This window comes from Streptomyces sp. NPDC127098 (genome assembly GCF_042722465.1).
GTDB classification, from domain to species: domain Bacteria; phylum Actinomycetota; class Actinomycetes; order Streptomycetales; family Streptomycetaceae; genus Streptomyces; species Streptomyces millisiae.
Map to the genome: position 1 here is coordinate 49,136 of NZ_JBHXFJ010000042.1, position 17,571 is coordinate 66,706.

The following is a 17,571-nucleotide window of genomic DNA, read 5'->3' on the forward strand; positions in this document are numbered from 1 at the left end:
GTAGCCCGTGCAATCCATAGGTGACCCTTACATCATCCGCCCGGGGCGTCCGGCCGACATCGACCGGTGCGCGGAGCTCAACGAGGCCGTGCACCCGTATCCCGGCATCGGATCATGGACCCGCGACCTCTTCGAGGGCCATCCGCGCGTGCGGCCCGACGACTTCCTGGTCGCCGAACGGGCCGACGGGACGGGGATCGTCGCCGCCCTGCTCGGGATCCGGCAGACGTGGACCTTCGGCGGCGTCCGGCTGCCCGTGACACAGCCCGAGCTCGTCGGCACCGACCCCGGCCACCGCGGACAGCGGCTGGCCGGCCGCCTGCTCGACGCACTGCACGCCCGGTGCTCGCGCGACGGGACCGCGCTCCAGGTGATCGAGGGGATCTCCTACTTCTACCGCCGCTTCGGCTACGACTACGCGCTCCGCCCCGGGGACGCCCGGGACATCCCGGCCGCGGAGCTCGCCGAGCCACCGGCGTCGCACGCCGCCGGAATCCTGATCCGCCCGGCCGTGCCCGCGGACGCCCCCGCCCTGGCCCGTGTCGACGAGACCGTGGCGCGTCGGGACGTCCTGGCCTGCCCCCGGGACGAGCGCGTCTGGGCCCACGAGATCTCCGGGCACCGGCCCGACTCCACGGTCCGGCGCGGGGTCATGGCGGTGCTCGACGCCGCCGGGGCGGTGGCCGGCTACCTGGTCCACGGCCTGCGCCTCGGCACCGACGGCTCCCTGCCCGTGTTGGCCGCCGTCTGCGCCGACCAGGGGCTGTGGCCGCTGGCCGTGCCCGGCATGCGGCGCCGGCTCGCCGAGGCGGGCGCCGCGGCGGCCACCCCGCAGCGTCCCTTCACGTCGCTGCGGCTGCTGCTGCCCGCCGCCCACCCGCTGGCGCGCTCCGCCTCGCCCGGCGTCTTCCGGCGTCCACGGGCCTGGTACGCGCGCACCGGCGATCCGGCCGCCCTGCTCGACCACTGGCTGCCCGTCGTCGCCCGGCGCTGGCGGGAGCAGGACCTGCGCTGGCCAGGCGAGACCATGGTGATCGACACCTACCACCAGTGGATCACGCTGCGCTTCGCCGACGGCGCGCCGGTCTCGGCGCGCGCCGAGCCGCGGCGGGACGCCGCGACGCCCCACGTCGCGGTCCCGCCGGCGGCCCTGCTCCACCTGCTGCTCGGCAACCGGGGTCTCGGGGAAGCGCTGGACCTCTGGCCGGACGTGATCGTGCACGATCCGGCCGCCGAGGCGTTCCTCGCGGCGGGGTTCCCGGCCGTTCCTCCGGAGATCTGGCCGGTGGCCTGAGCACGCGGCCCCGGCCCGACCTCAGGGGACGGCCGGGTCGAGCTCCGCGATGTCGACGGGCAGGCCGGCCGCGAGGGACCGGACGGCGGCGGCGCCGATCGCCGCGGCGTTGAGGCCGGCCGTCACGTCGGGGACGCGCGGCACCGGCGGCTCGGTCTCCCGTGGGCGGAACAGCGCGTGGAAGAGCCGGGTGTCGGCGTCAGCGTCGGCGTCGGTCGCCGGCCCGGCGATCGGCACCTCCTGAGCCTCCGCCACGCCGTGACGGCGCAGGGTCAGCCGCTCCTCGCGCGCCAGCTCTACGGTGCCCTCGGTGCCGTCGACCACCAGCCGCAGGGGTTCGTCCTCGGCACGGCGGGTGTAGTGCAGCGTGGCGCCGCCCCGGTAGGCGACGGTCACGGCGAGCGGCAGGTCGTCGCCCGCGGTGGCGGAGACCCTCGCCGGGACGTCGTCGAGCCACCAGTTGACGAGGTCGAAGTGGTGGGACGCCTGGGCGAGCAGCGGGTCACGCCCCGATGGCCACTCCGCCCGCACGGCGGTGATCCGGCCGACCCCGCCCGCCGAAAGCAGCTCACGCAGGGCGGTGTTGGCCGGGGCGTGGCGCTGGTTGAAGGCGACCACGACCTCGCGGCCGCTGGCCTCGATGGCCGAGGCGATCCGCCGGGCGCCGGCGTCGTCCATGGTCAGCGGGGGTTCCACGATCACGTCCGCGCCGGCGAGCAGGGAGCGGCAGGTCAGGTCGGCGTGGGTGGGGTCGGGCGTGGTGAGGATGACCCGGTCGATCTTCTGCTCGTCGATCATCCGCTCGAGGCCGCCGGCGCCGTAGCGCACCGGTGATCTGCCGTCCGCGGCGAGGCCACGGATGTAGTCCTCGAAGCGGTCCAGGTGGACGGGGACGGCGTCGAGCAGCGCGATCAGCTCGGCCGGCTCGCGGTGCTCGTGGAGCAGGGCGCGTACGTAGGCACGCGCCCGGTCGCCGGTGCCGATCAACGCGTACCGGGTCCTCCTCGTCACTGTGCGCCCCCTGGTCGGTGTGGTCGAACGGGTCGAGCTGACCGTGCGCGGATGCTCACGGTGCGGACGGCTCCCACCACTCTAGGCAACTTCGATAGCTTAGTGAAGTAACTCCCGGGGAAAATATGCAACGTTGAAAGGGAGCGTCCGACCCCACCGTGCAGCTGGTGGCGGTTTGCCCGCTTGGCACCAGCCGCACGGCGGGGCAGGCTTGCTACTCCGCCAGCGTCGCCTCGATCGCGGCCAGCTCCTCCTCGGTGAAGTCGAGGTTCCGGACCGCCGCCACGTTGTCCTCCAGTTGGGCCACGCTGCTCGCCCCGACCAGCGCCGAGGTGACCCGGCCGCCCCGCAGCACCCACGCGATGGCCAGCTGGGCCAGGCTCTGGCCGCGCGCGCCGGCGATCTCGTCGAGCTTCTTGGCCTTGGCCAGGTACTCGGGGGTGATGCCGGCGCGGGAGAGGAAGGGGCTCTCGCCCGCGGCGCGCGAGCCCTCGGGGACACCCCCCAGGTAGCGGTCGGTCAGCAGGCCCTGGGCCAGCGGCGAGAAGACGATGGAGCCGGCGCCGACCTCGTCAAGCGCGTCCAGCAGGCCGTCCTCCTCCACCCAGCGGTTGAGCATCGAGTAGGAGGGCTGGTGGATCAGCAGCGGGGTGCCGAGCTCGCGCAGGATGCGGGCGGCCTCCCGGGTCTGGGCCGCCGAGTAGTTGGAGATCCCGACGTAGAGCGCCTTGCCCTGCCGGACCGCGGCGTTTAGCGCGCCCATGGTCTCCTCGAGCGGGGTGTCCGGGTCGGGTCGGTGGGAGTAGAAGACGTCCACGTACTCCAGGCCGAGCCGCCCCAGGCTCTGGTCGAGGCTGGCCAGCAGGTTCTTGCGGGAGCCCCATTCGCCGTAGGGCCCGGACCACATGTGGTACCCGGCCTTGCTCGAGACGATGATCTCGTCGCGGTAGCGCCGCAGGTCGGCCGCGAATATCCGGCCGAAGTTGCGCTCGGCGGCGCCGGGCGGCGGGCCGTAGTTGTTGGCCAGGTCGAAGTGGGTGACCCCGAGGTCGAACGCCCGCCGCAGGATGGCGCGTTGCGTCTCCAGTGGATTGCCGTCCCCGAAGTTGTGCCAGAGACCGAGGGAGACGGCGGGCAGCCGCAGCCCCGACCTGCCGCTCCGCCGGTAGGGCATGTCCTCGTAGCGGGCCTCGGCGGCGACGTGGGTCACGGAAGCTCCAGGGTCGAGTGGCGATCGAATCGCGGCATCCTGTCATACGCCGTGTCAGCAACACAACCGGTTACGGAACTCCCGCGACACCCCCGCGACACCCCCGCCTCGATGACGCAATCGGGTGGATATCCGGCGCAAGTCGGTAAATATGCCCGGAACGGGAAACTGACCCTGGGACACCCGAAGGGAAGGGACCTGGGATGGGCACGCGCCGCTGGATCCAGGAGTGGCCGGTGTACCGGCAACTGACGGGCGGTGACCCGCTCGGCCGCGGCGCCGCCGCGAAGTCCCGGGCCACCGAGCGGCTGCGACCCCGGACCGCGACCGCCGACCGGGTGGTGTCCTCCGTCTGCCCCTACTGCGCGGTGGGCTGCGGCCAGCAGGTCTACGTCAAGGACGGCCGGGTCACCCAGATCGAGGGCGACCCGAACTCCCCGGTCAGCCGCGGCCGGCTCTGCCCCAAGGGCGCGGCCACCCTCCAGCTCGTCACCGGCGAGGCCCGCCGCCACCAGGTGCTCCACCGGCGCCCGGGCGCCACCGACTGGGAGCCGCTCGACCTGGACACCGCCATGGACATGGTGGCCGACCGGGTGATCAGGACCCGCCGCGAGACCTGGCGGTGGGAGGAGAACGGCGACCGGGTGGCACGCGCCCTCGGCATCGCCAGCCTGGGCGGCGCGGTGCTGGACAACGAGGAGAACTACCTGATCAAGAAGCTCCTCACCGGCCTCGGCGTGGTGCAGATCGAGAACCAGGCCCGGGTCTGCCACAGCGCCACCGTCGCGGGCCTCGGCACCTCCTTCGGCCGGGGCGGCGCCACCACCTTCATGCAGGACCTGCAGAACTCCGACTGCGTGGTGATCCAGGGCTCCAACTTCGCCGAGTGCCATCCGGTCGGCTTCCAGTGGGTGATGGAGGCCAAGGCGCGCGGCGCCACCATCGTCCACGTCGACCCCAGGTTCACCAGGACCAGCGCCCTGGCCGACCTGCACGTGCCGATCAGGGCCGGCAGCGACATCGCCTTCCTCGGCGGGCTGATCAACCACGTGCTGACCGAGGGCAGGGACTTCCGCGAGTACGTGCTCGCGTACACCAACGCCGCGACGATCGTCGCCGAGGAGTTCCAGGACACCGAGGACCTGGCCGGGGTCTTCTCCGGGCTCGACGAGGAGCGCCGGCACTACGACCCCGCCAGCTGGCGCTACGCGGGCGACACGGTGCGGGCGCCGGCCGGCAGCCCACAGGCCCAGCCGGGCACCACCTCGGAGCTGGCCGCTCAGCAACACGCCGGCGGCGCCGAGTCGCACGGCTCGGGCGGCGCCCGGGTGCAGCCTCGCGTCCAGCGGGACGAGACGCTGACCGACCCGCGCTGCGTCTACCAGATCCTCAGGCGCCACTACGCCCGTTACACGCCGGAGATGGTGGAGCGGGTCTGCGGCGTGGACCCCGCCACCTTCGCGCGGGTCTGCGACGCCCTCACCACCAACTCGGGCCCCGACCGCACCAGCGCCTTCGCCTACGCCGTCGGCTGGACCCAGCACTCGGTCGGCGCCCAGTACATCAGGGCCGCCTGCGTGCTCCAGCTGCTGCTCGGCAACATCGGGCGCCCCGGCGGCGGCATCCAGGCGCTGCGCGGCCACGCCAGTATCCAGGGCTCGAGCGACATCCCGACCCTGTTCAACCTGCTGCCCGGCTACATCCCGATGCCGCAGGCGCACCGCCACCGGGACCTGGACTCCTTCGTGGACACGGTGCGCACCCGCAAGGGCTTCTGGGCCGAGGCGCGGTCGTACGTGGTGAGCCTGCTGAAGTCCTACTACGGCGAGGCGGCCACCGCCGAGAACGACTACTGCTTCGACCATCTGCCGCGGATCACCGGCTCGCACAGCACCTACGACACGGTGATGGCGCAGCTGGACGGCGACTGCAAGGGCTACTTCCTGTTCGGCGAGAACCCGGCGGTCGGCTCGGCCAACGCCCGTCTGCAGCGGCTCGGCATGGCCAACCTCGACTGGCTGGTGGTCAGGGACTTCTCGCTGATCGAGTCGGCGACCTGGTGGCGGGACGGTCCCGAGATCGAGAACGGCGAGCTGCGCACCGAGGACATCGCCACCGAGGTGTTCTTCTTCCCGGCGGCCGCGCACACCGAGAAGTCCGGCTCGTTCACCAACACCAACCGCTGGCTGCAGTGGCACCACAAGGCGGTCGAGCCGGCCGGCGACGCGCGCAGCGACCTGTGGTTCGCCTACCACCTGGGCCGGCGGATCAGGGAGAAGCTGGCCGGCTCCACCGACCCGGCCGACCGGCTCTTCCTCGACCTGGCCTGGGACTACCCGACCGACGGGCCGACCGCGGAGCCGATCGCCGACGCGGTGCTGGCCGAGATCAACGGGCGCGGCCCCGACGGCGCGCCGCTGTCCTCGTACACCGAGCTGCGCGACGACGGCTCGACCTCCTGCGGCTGCTGGATCTACTGCGGGGTGTACGCGGACGGCGTCAACCAGGCGGCGCGGCGCCGCCCCGGCGACGAGCAGGACTGGGTGGCGGCCGAGTGGGCGTGGGCCTGGCCCGCCAACCGCCGGGTGCTGTACAACCGCGCCTCGGCGGCGCCGGACGGCCGTCCGTGGAGCGAGCGCAAGGCGTATGTGTGGTGGGACCCGGCGGCCGGCCGGTGGACGGGGCACGACGTGCCCGACTTCCCCGAGGGCCTGGCCCCCGACCACGTGCCGGCGGAGGACGCTTCGGGTGTGGCGGCGCTGAGCGGCGACGACGCGTTCATCATGCAGGGCGACGGCAAGGGCTGGCTGTTCGCGCCGGCCGGGCTCGTGGACGGGCCGCTGCCGACGCACTACGAGCCGCAGGACTCGCCGTTCGGCAACCCGCTGCACCCCGAGCACGACCGCTCGCCGGTGCGGATGACGTTCCCGCGCGAGGGCAACGAGTACCACCCGGCGCCCGACGAGCCGGGCGCCGGGGTCTTCCCCTACGTGGTGACCACCTACCGGCTCACCGAGCACTTCACGGCCGGCGGGATGACCCGCTGGTCGCCCTACCTGGTGGAGCTGCAGCCGGAGATGTTCTGCGAGGTCTCCCCCGAGCTGGCGGCCGAGCGCGGGCTCGCGCACGGCGGCTGGGCGACCGTGGTCACCGCGCGCGGCGCGATCGAGGCCCGGGTGCACGTCACGGCCCGGATGGGGCCGCTGCGCGCCGCCGGCAGGACGGTGTACCAGATCGGGCTGCCCTACCACTGGGGGTCCAACGGGCTCAGCCGCGGCGACGCCGCCAACGAGCTGACCTCGATCGTGCTCGACCCCAACGTCCACATCCAGGAGGTGAAGGCGCTGACCGCGGACATCAGGCCCGGGCGGCGCCCGCGCGGCCCGGAGCTCCGCGCCCTGCTCGACGACTACCGGCGGCGCGCCCGCCTCTCCCCGCGAACCGGACTGGAGGTCTGACCCATGACGACGGCCGAACGCGAGGGTCGGTGGCGACGGTTGCTGTCCGGGCCCGAGCCCGAGGTGGCGGCCGACGCCGGGCACGCCGACGCGCCGCCGCGCGTCGGGTTCTTCACCGACACGTCGGTGTGCATCGGCTGCAAGGCGTGCGAGGTGGCCTGCAAGGAGTGGAACGCCGTCCCGGCGGACGGCGGGCCGCTGACCGGGATGAGCTACGACAACACCGGCGGGCTCGGCGCCTCGACCTGGCGGCACGTGGCGTTCGTCGAGCAGACCAGGCCGCTCGGCGGCCAGCGGTCCGCGGTCGAGCACCCGGATCTCGACGTGCTGGCGCTGGCCGCCGAGGGCTCCGCGGGGGACGGGGACGGCGGCCTTCGCTGGCTGATGGCCTCGGACGTGTGCAAGCACTGCACGCACGCCGCCTGCCTCGACGTGTGCCCCACCGGCTCGCTGTTCCGCACCGAGTTCGGCACGGTGGTGGTGCAGGAGGACATCTGCAACGGCTGCGGCTACTGCGTGCCGGCCTGCCCGTACGGGGTGATCGAGCAGCGGGAGGGCGACGGCCGGGCCTGGAAGTGCACGCTCTGCTACGACCGGCTCGGCGCGGGGCAGGAACCGGCCTGCGCCAAGGCCTGCCCCACCGACTCCATCCAGTTCGGCCCCCTCGACGAACTGCGGGAGCGGGCGGCGGCCAGGGTGACGCGGCTGCGGGAGACCGGCGTGCCGGACGCCAGGCTCTACGGAGCCGACCCGGCGGACGGGGTGGGCGGCGACGGCGCCTTCTTCCTGCTGCTTGACGAGCCCGAGGTGTACGGGCTGCCGCCGGACCCGGTGGTGACCACCAGGGACCTGCCGGTGATGTGGCGCCACGCGGGGACGGCGGCGCTGGCCCTGCTCGGCGGCCTGGCGGCCGTCTTCGCTGGCCGGAGGAGCAGGACGTCGGGAAGGAGCGGTCGATGAGCGAGGCGGAAGTCAGGCGCGAGGGCCTTGCGGGGGTACGGCCGGGCCGGGAAGCGCTGTTCGGGGGCGGGCTCGACGGTCGGGCCGCGCAGCGCGGACGTGGGGACCGGCCGGTGCCCGCGGAGTCCTACTACGGTCGTCCGGTGATCAAGGCCCCCGCGTGGGAGCCCCGGGACATCGCCGGCTACCTGTTCCTCGGCGGGCTCGCCGGCGCGGGCTCGGTGCTGGCGGCCGGGGCGCAGCTGACCGGCAGGGCGGCCACCGCGCGGGCGATGAAGCTGAGCTCGCTCGGCGCCATCTCCCTCTCGGTGGCGGCGCTGGTCAACGACCTGGGCCGTCCCGAACGGTTCGGCAACATGCTGCGGGTGGTGAAGCCGACCTCGCCGATGAGCGTCGGTTCCTGGCTGCTGGCCGGCTACGGGCCGCTGGCCGGCGCGGCCGCCGTGAGCGAGCTGACCGGCCGGGCGCCGCGCGCCGGCCGGGCGGCGACCGCGGGCGCCGCCTGCCTGGGCCCGGCGGTGGCGGCCTACACCGGCGTGTTGATCGCGGACACCGCGGTGCCTGCCTGGCACACGGCCCACCGTGAGCTGCCGTACGTGTTCGTGGGCTCGGCGGCGGCGGCCGCGGCCGGGATGGCGCTGCTCGCCGGGTCGCGCGCCGAGAACCGGCCCGCCAGGCGGGCCGCGGTGCTCGGCACGGTGGCCGAGCTGGCGGCGCTGCGGGGCGCCCGGCGGCGCGCCGGCGTGGTGGCGGAGACCTACGAGGGCGGCACGGCCGGGCGGCTGCTCGCCGCCGCGCGGCGGTTGGGCGTGGCGGGCGCGGCGGCCGGCTGGCTGTTCGGCGGGCGGAGCAGGGCCGTGGCGGCGGTGTCGGGGGCGGCGCTGCTCGCGTCCTCGGCGTGCACCAGGTTCGGGATCTTCCACGCGGGCCTGGCCTCGGCCCGTGACCCCAGGTACACGGTGCTGCCGCAGCGTGCGCGGCTGGCGGCCAGGTCAGGACTGGCCGAGCAGGCGGCCGGGGTGCGGGCCGTCCTGGACGGTGGTACGGCCGGCGGCGAGGTCGCCGGGCCGCCCTCGGACGCATAAAATAGAACAAAGCGCTTATATCGAACCCCACGCCCGGGGAGGTAGCTGATGAAGGCGGTCGTTTACCACGAGCCCTACGCCGTGTCGGTCGACGAGGTGGCGGACGCGCGGATCGAGGCGCCGACCGATGTCGTCATCCGCATCACCACCAGTGCGATCTGCGGCTCCGACCTGCACATGTACGAGGGCAGAACGGGCGCGGAGTCCGGCATCGTCTTCGGCCACGAGAACATGGGGGTCGTCGAGGAGGTCGGCTCGGGCGTGGCCACGGTGCGGAAGGGCGACCGCGTGGTCCTGCCGTTCAACGTGGCGTGCGGGTTCTGCAGGAACTGCCTGGCCGGGCGGACCGGCTTCTGCCTGACCGTCAACCAGGGCTTCGCCGGCGGCGCCTACGGCTATGTCTCGATGGGGCCCTACCGGGGCGGCCAGGCCGAGTACCTGCGGGTGCCGTTCGCGGACTTCAACTGCCTCCAGCTGCCCAGGGGCAACGAGCACGAGGACGACTTCGCGCTGCTCGCGGACATCTTCCCCACCGGCTACCACGCCACCGAGTTGGCCGAGGTCAGCCCCGGCGACTCGGTCTGCGTCTTCGGCGCCGGGCCCGTCGGCCTGATGGCGGCGTACTCGGCGCTGCTGCGCGGCGCCTCCCGGGTGTTCGTCGTGGACCGGCAGCGGGACCGGCTGCGACTCGCCGAGCAGATCGGCGCCACCCCGATCGACTACACGCGCGGCGACGCGGCGGAGCAGATCAGGGAGCACACCGACGGCCAGGGCACCGACAAGGGCATCGACGCGGTGGGCTACCAGGCCACGGTGCGAGAGGGCGAGGAGCAGCCGGCGATGGTGCTCAACACCCTGGTCGAGGCCGTCAGGCCGACCGGGATGCTGGGCGTGGTCGGGCTCTACGTGCCGTCCGACCCGGGCGGCCCGAGCGAGAGCGCCAAGCACGGCGAACTGCCGTTCGCGATGGGCCGCTTCTTCGAGAAGGGGCTGCGGATGGGCTCCGGGCAGGCGAACGTCAAGGCGTACAACCGGCAGCTGCGGGACCTGATCACCGCCGGCCGGGCGACCCCGAGCTTCGTGGTCTCCCACCGACTGCCGCTCGATCAGGCGCCGCTGGCGTACGACCGGTTCGACAAGCGGGTGGACGGCTGGACGAAGGTCCTGCTGAAACCGGGCCTGCACGGCTGACCCGCCCCGGGAGGAGGCGAAATGTCGACCACGCCGGAGGAGGAAATGGGCGACGAGGTCTACCAGCCGCCACGAGCCGACGACGACCAGGACGACAACCCCGTGGACGTCGACCTGGACAACGCGCTCGACGAGCCGCGGCAGGACGAGACGCTGGACCAGGGCTACTCGCCACCGGAACGACCGTTCGCGGTGAGCCGCCACGGGACGACGGCCAGGGAGCAACACGACCGGGAGTCCCTCGACCAACGCCTGGACGAGGAGATGCCCGAGGTCGCCGAGCCCGAGGGCGACGGCATCGGCGACCAGCCGGGGATGGCGGGCGAGCCGGTGGACGACGAGGTCGGCGACGCGCGGGCGGGACGTCTCGTCAAGGTGGACGAGCGGTACCCGCTGCGCGGCGGCGACGGCCCCTCGGCCCAGGACATGGGCATCGACGGCGGCGCCGCCTCGGCGGAGGAGGCGGCCGTCCACGTCATCGCGGAGCTCGGCGAGGAGCCACGCGAGGAGGGCGAGTAGCGCGGCGAGGCTTTCGCGACTGCGAACGGTGCGCAGTTAATAGATGCATGCGTGCGTTCATATGCACATAATGGGGTGGGGGCACGCCCCGTGCCCACTCCGCCGAGCACGGCGGCGCGTCGAAAGGGCTCGTTGTGAGCGCATCGCACACCCATGACCACGGACCAGAGCACGCCACACCCGCGCACGACCACCACGACCACGGACATGCGCACGACGGCCACGACCACGGGCACGAGGGCCACGCGCACGACCACGACCACGGCGGTGGGCGGCTGGCCAGGCTGCGGCACGAGCTGACCCACCTGGTTAAGCCGCACTCCCACGAGTCGTCCGACAAGATCGACAACGCCCTGGAGTCCTCGGCCCGCGGCATGCGCGCGCTGTGGATCTCACTGGTCGTGCTCGGCGTCACCGCGATCTTCCAGGTCGTCATCGTCGTCATCTCCGGCTCGGTCGCGCTGCTCGGCGACACCATCCACAACTTCGCCGACGCGCTGACGGCCGTGCCGCTGGGCATCGCCTTCCTTCTGGGCCGCCGCGCCGTCACCCGCCGCTTCACCTACGGCTACGGCCGCGCCGAGGACCTGGCCGGCATCGTCATCGTGCTGACGATCACCGCCTCCGCCGCGCTCGCCGCCTGGACGGCGATCGACCGGCTCGTCAACCCCCAGGACATGACTCACATCCCCGCCGTCGCCGCGGCCGCCGTGGTCGGCTTCATCGGCAACGAGTGGGTGGCCCGCTACCGCATCCGGATCGGCCGGGAGATCGGCTCGGCGGCGCTGGTCGCCGACGGGCTGCACGCCCGCACCGACGGCTTCACCTCGCTCGCCGTGCTGCTCAGCGCCGGCGGCGCCGCGGTCGGCTGGCAGCTCGCCGACCCGATCGTCGGCCTGCTGATCACCGTGGCCATCCTGATGGTGCTGCGCGACGCCGCCCGCGAGGTGTTCCGCCGCATCATGGACGCCGTCGACCCGGAACTCGTCGACGGCGCCGAGACCGCGCTCACCGAGGTGCCCGGCGTCGTCGAGGTCGGCGAACTCCGGATGCGCTGGATCGGCCACAAGCTCCGCGCCGAGGTGGCCGTCGTGGTCGACGGCCGGCTCAGCGTCCGCGAGGCGCACGACGTCACCGTCGAGGCCGAGCACGCCCTGCTCCACGCCGTCCCCAAGCTCACCGCCGCCCTGGTCCACGCCGATCCGGCGCCGGCAGCGGGGACCCCCGACCCGCACGCCCAGCTGGCACACCACGCGGAGGCGTCCCGCTGAGACCGGGAGAGCGCGGACGGTCGGCCCGCGCCCCGCCCGGGGCGCGGGCCGACCCATGCCGGCGGGGCGGCCGATCACCGCACGGGCGAAAGCGGCCAAACAGTATCCTTTCCGGCATAGCGCGCGCCGTTCCGTCGCCTCGACACACGCGGCGCAGAGGCGAGACCGGGAGTGATGCGGCCAATGACGACACACGAGGATCCACCGGGCACCGACGAGGGCTACCACCGCGGCCTCGGGAGCCGTCAGGTGCAGATGATCGCCATCGGCGGTGCCATCGGTGTCGGTCTCTTCATGGGGGCCGGGGCCAACATCGCCAAGGCGGGGCCGAGCCTCGTCCTGATGTACGCGCTGGCCGGCTGCGTCGTCTTCGTGATCATGCGGGCGCTGGGCGAGCTGCTGCTGTACCGGCCGGTCTCCGGCAGCTTCGCCGAGTACGCCAGGGAGTTCCTCGGCCCGTTCTTCGGCTACGCCACCGGCTGGACGTACTGGCTGCTGTGGGTGGTCACCGGCATGGCCGAGCTGACGGCCGCGGCCATCTACGTCCACTACTGGTTCCCCGAGATCCCGCAGTGGGTGAGCGCCCTGGTCTTCCTGGTGCTGCTCTTCGGGGCCAACCTGCTCTCGGTGCGGCTCTTCGGCGAGATCGAGTTCTGGTTCTCGATGGTGAAGGTCACCGCGATCATCGGCATGATCGTCATCGGCCTCGGGGTGCTCACCTTCGGCTTCTCGCAGGCCGGGGAGACCGCCACGGTCTCCAACCTCTGGTCGCACGACGGCTTCTTCCCCAATGGCGTCGGCTCCAGCCTGCTGACGTTGCAGGGCGTGATGTTCGCCTACATCGCCATCGAGCTGGTGGGGGTCACCGCGGGTGAGAGCGCCGATCCGGAGCGCTCGCTGCCGCGCGCGATCAACACGCTGCCCTGGCGGATCGCGCTGTTCTACGTGGGCTCGCTCACCGTCATCCTGGCCGTGGTGCGGTGGACCGAGTTCGACGCCGGGGTCAGTCCGTTCGTCGCCGCGTTCGCCGCGATCGGGCTGCCGTTCGGCGCCGCCGTGGTCAACTTCGTGGTCCTCACCGCGGCCCTCTCCTCCTGCAACTCCGGCATGTACTCGACCGGCCGGATGCTGCGCGACCTGTCCGCCAACGGCGAGGCGCCGGCCCGGTTCGGCCGGCTCAACGGTCGCCAGTCCCCCGCGTTCGGGATCACCGTCTCGGTCGCGCTGATGGGCATCGGCGTGGTGCTCAACTACCTGGTGCCGGAGAAGGCCTTCGGCTATGTCACCTCGGTGGCCACCGCCTGCGGCCTGTGGACCTGGTCGATGATCCTCGTCAGCCACCTGCGCTACCGGCACGGCGTGCTCGCCGGCCGGCTGCCCGCCTCGTCGTTCCCGGCCCCGGGCGGCGCGGTGGCGAGCGTGGTCGCGCTGCTGGCGCTGCTGCTGGTGGGCGTGCTGATGGGCGTCGACGAGGACGCCAGGATCTCGCTCTATGTGGGCGCGGTCTGGGCGGCCTGCCTGCTGCTCGGCTGGGGCGTCATGCGCCGGGGCCGGGACCTGCCGACGACCGGCGGCCCACCCCAGGCCGAACTGGCGGCGCACTAGGGGAAGTTGGGGCCCGGGAACGGCGTAGTTCCAATTTTGACGAAAGTCTGAGACCGTTCAGAGCGAGCCATGAGGTTACCCATGGGGCTGGGTGGATCTGTGTGATCTACGGCGGAGGAAAGCCCTTCCCGCCGGTGCGTTTCGGGTTGTTTCACGTTGTGACACCAGAAAGGCATTCCCCATCATGGACCATTCCCCAGTGCCCGAGATCCGGGCCCTGTCGCCCGCGCTGCGTCGGCTCGACGGCCACGACCGCCGGCTGTTCAGGGCCTTCGGCCAGGGCCCGCTGCGGCCCGTGCCCCACTCCCACATCCACCACGCCTTCGAGGAACAGGCGGCGCGGCGCCCGCTCGCCGTCGCCGCCGAGCACCAGGGCGCGACCATCAGCTACGGAGAGCTCAACCGGCAGGCCGACCGGCTCGCCGCCCTGCTCGCCGGGCACGGCGTCGGCCCCGGCGACCGGGTCTGTCTCTTCCTGCGTCGCTCGATCCCGATGCTGGTCGGGCTGCTCGCCACGCTGAAGGCCGGCGCCGCCTACGTGCCGCAGGACGTCGGCACCGCCCCGGCCGCCCAGCTGGACCACGTGCGGCGGGCCACCGCGGCCCGAGTGGTGCTGACCGAGTCCCGCCACCGCGCCCTGGTGCCCACCGGGGACGACCACACGGTCCTCGCCGTCGACGAGGTGATGGCCGACGTCGTCTGCCTCGACTTACCGACCCGGCCGGCCGCAGAGCCCGACGACGGCTGCTACGTGCTCTTCACCTCGGGGACCACGGGCCGGCCCAACGGCGTGACCGTCACCCACCGCAACGTCTGCAACCTGCTGCTCACCCAACCGGGCGACCTCGGCATCCGGCCCGGCGACCGGGTGGCGCAGATCCTCAACATCGCCTTCGACATGGCCGCCTGGGAGATCCTGGGGGCGCTCAGCCACGGCGCCACCCTGGTCATCAGAGGGCGGGAGATCGCCCGGGCCGTCCGGGACTGCCACGTCGTCATCGCCACCCCCACCATCCTCAGCGCCCTCGACCCCGACCGGTGCCGGCGGATCAGGACCGTGGCGGTGGCCGGCGAGCCGTGCCCCCGGGCGCTCGCCGACCGCTGGGCGCGGCGCTGTGCCTTCTACAACGGCTGCGGCCCCACCGAGACCACCATCGTCAACACGATGCAGCTGCACCGGCCCTCGGCCGCCCGGCTCACCATCGGCCGGCCGACCCCGAACAACACCGTGTACGTGCTGGACGAGCGGCGTCTGCCCTGCCCGATCGGCGAGGTGGGCGAGATGTGGGCCGGCGGCGCCGGGATATCCGCCGGCTACCTGGACAACCCGGAGCTCACCGGGGAGCGTTACGCCCTCGACCCGTTCCTCGGCACCGGGCGGCTGATGTTCCGCACCCGGGACCTTGGCCGTTGGACCCCCGACGGCGAGCTCGAACACCTGGGCAGGACCGACGACCAGGTCAAGGTCCGCGGCTTCCGGGTGGAGCTCGACTCGGTCTCCGCGGTGCTCGAGTCGCTGCCGGGCTGCGCCAGGGCCGCCACCGTCAGGCTGGACGACCGTACCCTGGTCTCCTTCGTCTCCCCGGGCGACCTCTCCCCCGCCGCGGCCCGCCGCGCCGTCGCGGCGGCGCTGCCCTACTACTGCGTGCCGGCCGCCGTGTACCCGCTGGACGTACTGCCGAGGACCTCCCGCGGCAAGATCGACAAGCCGGAGCTGCTGCGGCTGGCCGCCCGCCTCGCCGAGCCGGCCGCGCACGCCACCGAGCTGCACGGGGCGGCGTCGTGACGGCCCCGGTGCGTGATGCCGCCGTCGCGCCACTGCCGCCGCTCATCCCCTGGCCCCGCCGGGTGCTCAAGCACCCGCGGCTGAGCCACCACAACCGGCTGGTCGCGCTGGTCTGGACAGTCAACCTGGCCGCGCTCGGCCAGGGTCTCGCGGACGGCGAAGGACTCTCGGCCCGCTCGATCTCCTACGCCGCGCTGGCCAACCTCACGCTCGCCGTGGTGGTGCGCCAGCAGTACGTCATCAACGCGCTGTTCAGGCTCGCCACCCGGGCCCCGGTGACCTGGCCGCTCAGGATCCGCTGGACGCTGGCGAAGGTCTACCACTTCGGCGGGCTGCACGTCGGCGGCACCACGGCCGGCACCGCCTGGTTCCTCGCCCTGCTGCCGGTCCTGGTCGTCGACGGCGCGCCGGCGGCCACCGTGGCGGTGTCGATCGCGCTCGGCGCGCTGCTGGTGCTGCTGGTGGCCACCGCGCTGCCGCCGTTCCGCGCCCGACATCACGACCGCTTCGAGCGGATCCACCGGTTCGGCGGCTGGTCGGTGCTGCTGCTGTTCTGGGTCCAGACCGCGCTGGTCCTGCGGGAGCGCGGGGGGTCGCCGCTCGCGGCGCCCGAACTCTGGGCGCTGGCACTGGTCACGGCCAGCGTCGCGCTGCCCTGGCTCCGGCTGCGCCGGGTGCCGGTGACGGTCGAGCGGCCCTCGAACCATGTGGTGCTGGCGCACTTCGACCACGGGGTGACGCCGTTCGCCGGCTCGTCGACCGCGATCAGCCGCCGCCCGCTGCTGGAGTGGCACTCGTTCGCCAACGTGCCGTCGCCCGGGCGGAGCGGGTTCCGACTGACCATCTCCCGGGCCGGCGACTGGACGGGCGCCTTCATCGACGACCGTCCTGACCACGTGTGGGTGAAGGGGATCACCACGGCCGGGGTCGCCAACATCGAGACGCTGTTCACCCGGGTCGTCTACGTGGCCACCGGCAGCGGCATCGGGCCCTGCCTGCCGCACCTGCTGGCCCGCCAGGTGCCGTCGCTGCTGGTCTGGGCCACCCGCACCCCCCGGCTGACCTACGGCGACGCGCTGGTGGACGAGATCCTGGCCGTCCAGCCGGACGCCCGCATCTGGGACACCACCGAGCACGGCAAGCCCGACATGGTGGCCCTGGCCTACGCCGCCTACCGCGACTTCGGCGCGGAGGCGGTCATCTGCATCTCCAACAAGAGCCTCACCTGGCGCGTCGTGCACGGCCTGGAACGGCGCGGCATCCCGGCCTACGGCGCGATCTGGGACTCCTGACCGCACTCCCCCACCGGAGGTAACCCCATGCACCTCGACCACCTGAAGGTGGAACGGGACGAGCGTGTCGTCACCGTCCGCCTGCACCGCCCGGCGGTGCTCAACGCGCTCAACAGCGAGCTGATGACCGAACTCACCACCCTGCTCGCCTCCCTGGACGACGACCCGGACGTCGGCTGCTTCCTGCTCACCGGCTCCGAGCGCGTCTTCGCGGCCGGCGCCGACATCCGGGAGATGGCGGAGCGCACCGCGCCAGAGATGGCCGCCGACGACTACTTCGCCGGCTGGGAACGGCTCGCCGCGCTGCGCACCCCTAAGGTGGCGGCCGTCGCCGGCTACGCGCTGGGCGGCGGCTGCGAGCTGGCCATGCTGTGCGACACGGTGATCGCCGCCGACACCGCGGTGTTCGGGCAGCCGGAGATCAGACTCGGCGTGATCCCGGGCATCGGCGGCACCCAGCGGCTGACCCGCCTGGTCGGCAAGGCGAAGGCCATGGACCTGATCCTCACCGGCCGCACCATGGACGCCGCGGAGGCCGAACGCTCGGGCCTGGTCGCCCGGGTGGTGCCGGCCGACCGGTTGCTGGCGGAGGCGTTCGCGGTGGCCCGCACCATCGCCTCCCACAGTCGGCCGGCGGTGCGCGCCGCCCGGGAGGCCGTGGACCGGGCACTCGAACTGGGCCTCGCCGAGGGCGTCCGCTACGAACGCCGGGTGTTCCACGCGCTGTTCGCGACCGAGGACCAGAAGGAGGGGATGCGGGCCTTCCTGGAGAAGCGCCCGCCGGAGTTCACCGGCCGCTGAGCGGCCCGTCGGCCGGGCGCGGCCACCCCCCCCCGCCGGCGCCCCCCCCCGCTAATAGGCGAAGGGCCGGAAGACCCGCAAGGCGCCG

13 protein-coding genes are annotated in these 17,571 nt (G+C 73.2%); 11 read left to right on the plus strand and 2 right to left on the minus strand.

Annotated elements, in window-relative coordinates; translation table 11 throughout:
- Positions 1-7: 7 nt before the first annotated feature.
- Positions 8-1,294, plus strand: a complete 1,287-nt coding sequence (locus tag ACFWI8_RS24160) for a GNAT family N-acetyltransferase (RefSeq protein WP_387095059.1) — start codon at positions 8-10, stop codon at positions 1,292-1,294.
- Between the two features lie 21 nt (positions 1,295-1,315).
- Here the strand turns inward: ACFWI8_RS24160 and ACFWI8_RS24165 are convergent, their stop codons facing one another.
- On the minus strand, positions 1,316-2,305 hold the full coding sequence (locus tag ACFWI8_RS24165; RefSeq protein WP_387095061.1) for a Gfo/Idh/MocA family protein: 990 nt from the start codon (positions 2,303-2,305) through the stop codon (positions 1,316-1,318).
- Positions 2,306-2,519: 214 nt separating this feature from the next.
- Entirely contained in the window at positions 2,520-3,515 is a 996-nt protein-coding gene (gene mgrA / locus ACFWI8_RS24170; RefSeq protein WP_387095063.1) for an L-glyceraldehyde 3-phosphate reductase, read from the minus strand.
- 203 nt (positions 3,516-3,718) lie between these two features.
- Between mgrA and fdh the strand changes: the two genes are divergently transcribed.
- The 10 genes from fdh (at position 3,719) to ACFWI8_RS24220 (ending at position 17,483) form a co-directional block, all read left to right on the plus strand.
- Positions 3,719-6,973 carry a formate dehydrogenase gene (gene fdh, locus ACFWI8_RS24175; RefSeq protein ID WP_387095065.1) on the plus strand — a complete coding sequence of 1,085 codons (3,255 nt, stop codon included), beginning with the start codon at positions 3,719-3,721 and terminating at the stop codon, positions 6,971-6,973.
- Between the two features lie 3 nt (positions 6,974-6,976).
- On the plus strand, positions 6,977-7,933 hold the full coding sequence (locus tag ACFWI8_RS24180; RefSeq protein ID WP_387095067.1) for a 4Fe-4S dicluster domain-containing protein: 957 nt from the start codon (positions 6,977-6,979) through the stop codon (positions 7,931-7,933).
- The gene (nrfD, locus tag ACFWI8_RS24185; RefSeq protein WP_387095069.1) at positions 7,930-9,018 is read left to right on the plus strand and encodes an NrfD/PsrC family molybdoenzyme membrane anchor subunit; all 1,089 of its coding nucleotides are present in this window, start codon (positions 7,930-7,932) and stop codon (positions 9,016-9,018) included. The genes ACFWI8_RS24180 and nrfD overlap by 4 nt, the downstream gene beginning before the upstream one ends.
- 48 nt (positions 9,019-9,066) lie before the next feature.
- Positions 9,067-10,209, plus strand: a complete 1,143-nt coding sequence (locus tag ACFWI8_RS24190; protein ID WP_387095071.1) for a glutathione-independent formaldehyde dehydrogenase — start codon at positions 9,067-9,069, stop codon at positions 10,207-10,209.
- A gap of 21 nt (positions 10,210-10,230) precedes the next feature.
- On the plus strand, positions 10,231-10,728 hold the full coding sequence (locus ACFWI8_RS24195) for a DUF5709 domain-containing protein (RefSeq protein WP_387095073.1): 498 nt from the start codon (positions 10,231-10,233) through the stop codon (positions 10,726-10,728).
- Between the two features lie 134 nt (positions 10,729-10,862).
- On the plus strand, positions 10,863-11,999 hold the full coding sequence (locus ACFWI8_RS24200; RefSeq protein WP_387095074.1) for a cation diffusion facilitator family transporter: 1,137 nt from the start codon (positions 10,863-10,865) through the stop codon (positions 11,997-11,999).
- A 183-nt stretch (positions 12,000-12,182) separates the two neighbouring features.
- Entirely contained in the window at positions 12,183-13,604 is a 1,422-nt protein-coding gene (locus tag ACFWI8_RS24205) for an amino acid permease (protein ID WP_387095076.1), read from the plus strand.
- A 184-nt stretch (positions 13,605-13,788) separates the two neighbouring features.
- Positions 13,789-15,390 carry an amino acid adenylation domain-containing protein gene (locus ACFWI8_RS24210; protein ID WP_387095078.1) on the plus strand — a complete coding sequence of 534 codons (1,602 nt, stop codon included), beginning with the start codon at positions 13,789-13,791 and terminating at the stop codon, positions 15,388-15,390.
- Positions 15,387-16,682 carry a hypothetical protein gene (locus tag ACFWI8_RS24215; protein WP_387095080.1) on the plus strand — a complete coding sequence of 432 codons (1,296 nt, stop codon included), beginning with the start codon at positions 15,387-15,389 and terminating at the stop codon, positions 16,680-16,682. The genes ACFWI8_RS24210 and ACFWI8_RS24215 overlap by 4 nt, the downstream gene beginning before the upstream one ends.
- Before the next feature lie 27 nt (positions 16,683-16,709).
- Positions 16,710-17,483 (plus strand): enoyl-CoA hydratase, encoded by a 774-nt coding sequence (locus ACFWI8_RS24220; protein ID WP_311595633.1) that lies wholly within the window; start codon positions 16,710-16,712, stop codon positions 17,481-17,483.
- Positions 17,484-17,571: the final 88 nt, after the last annotated feature.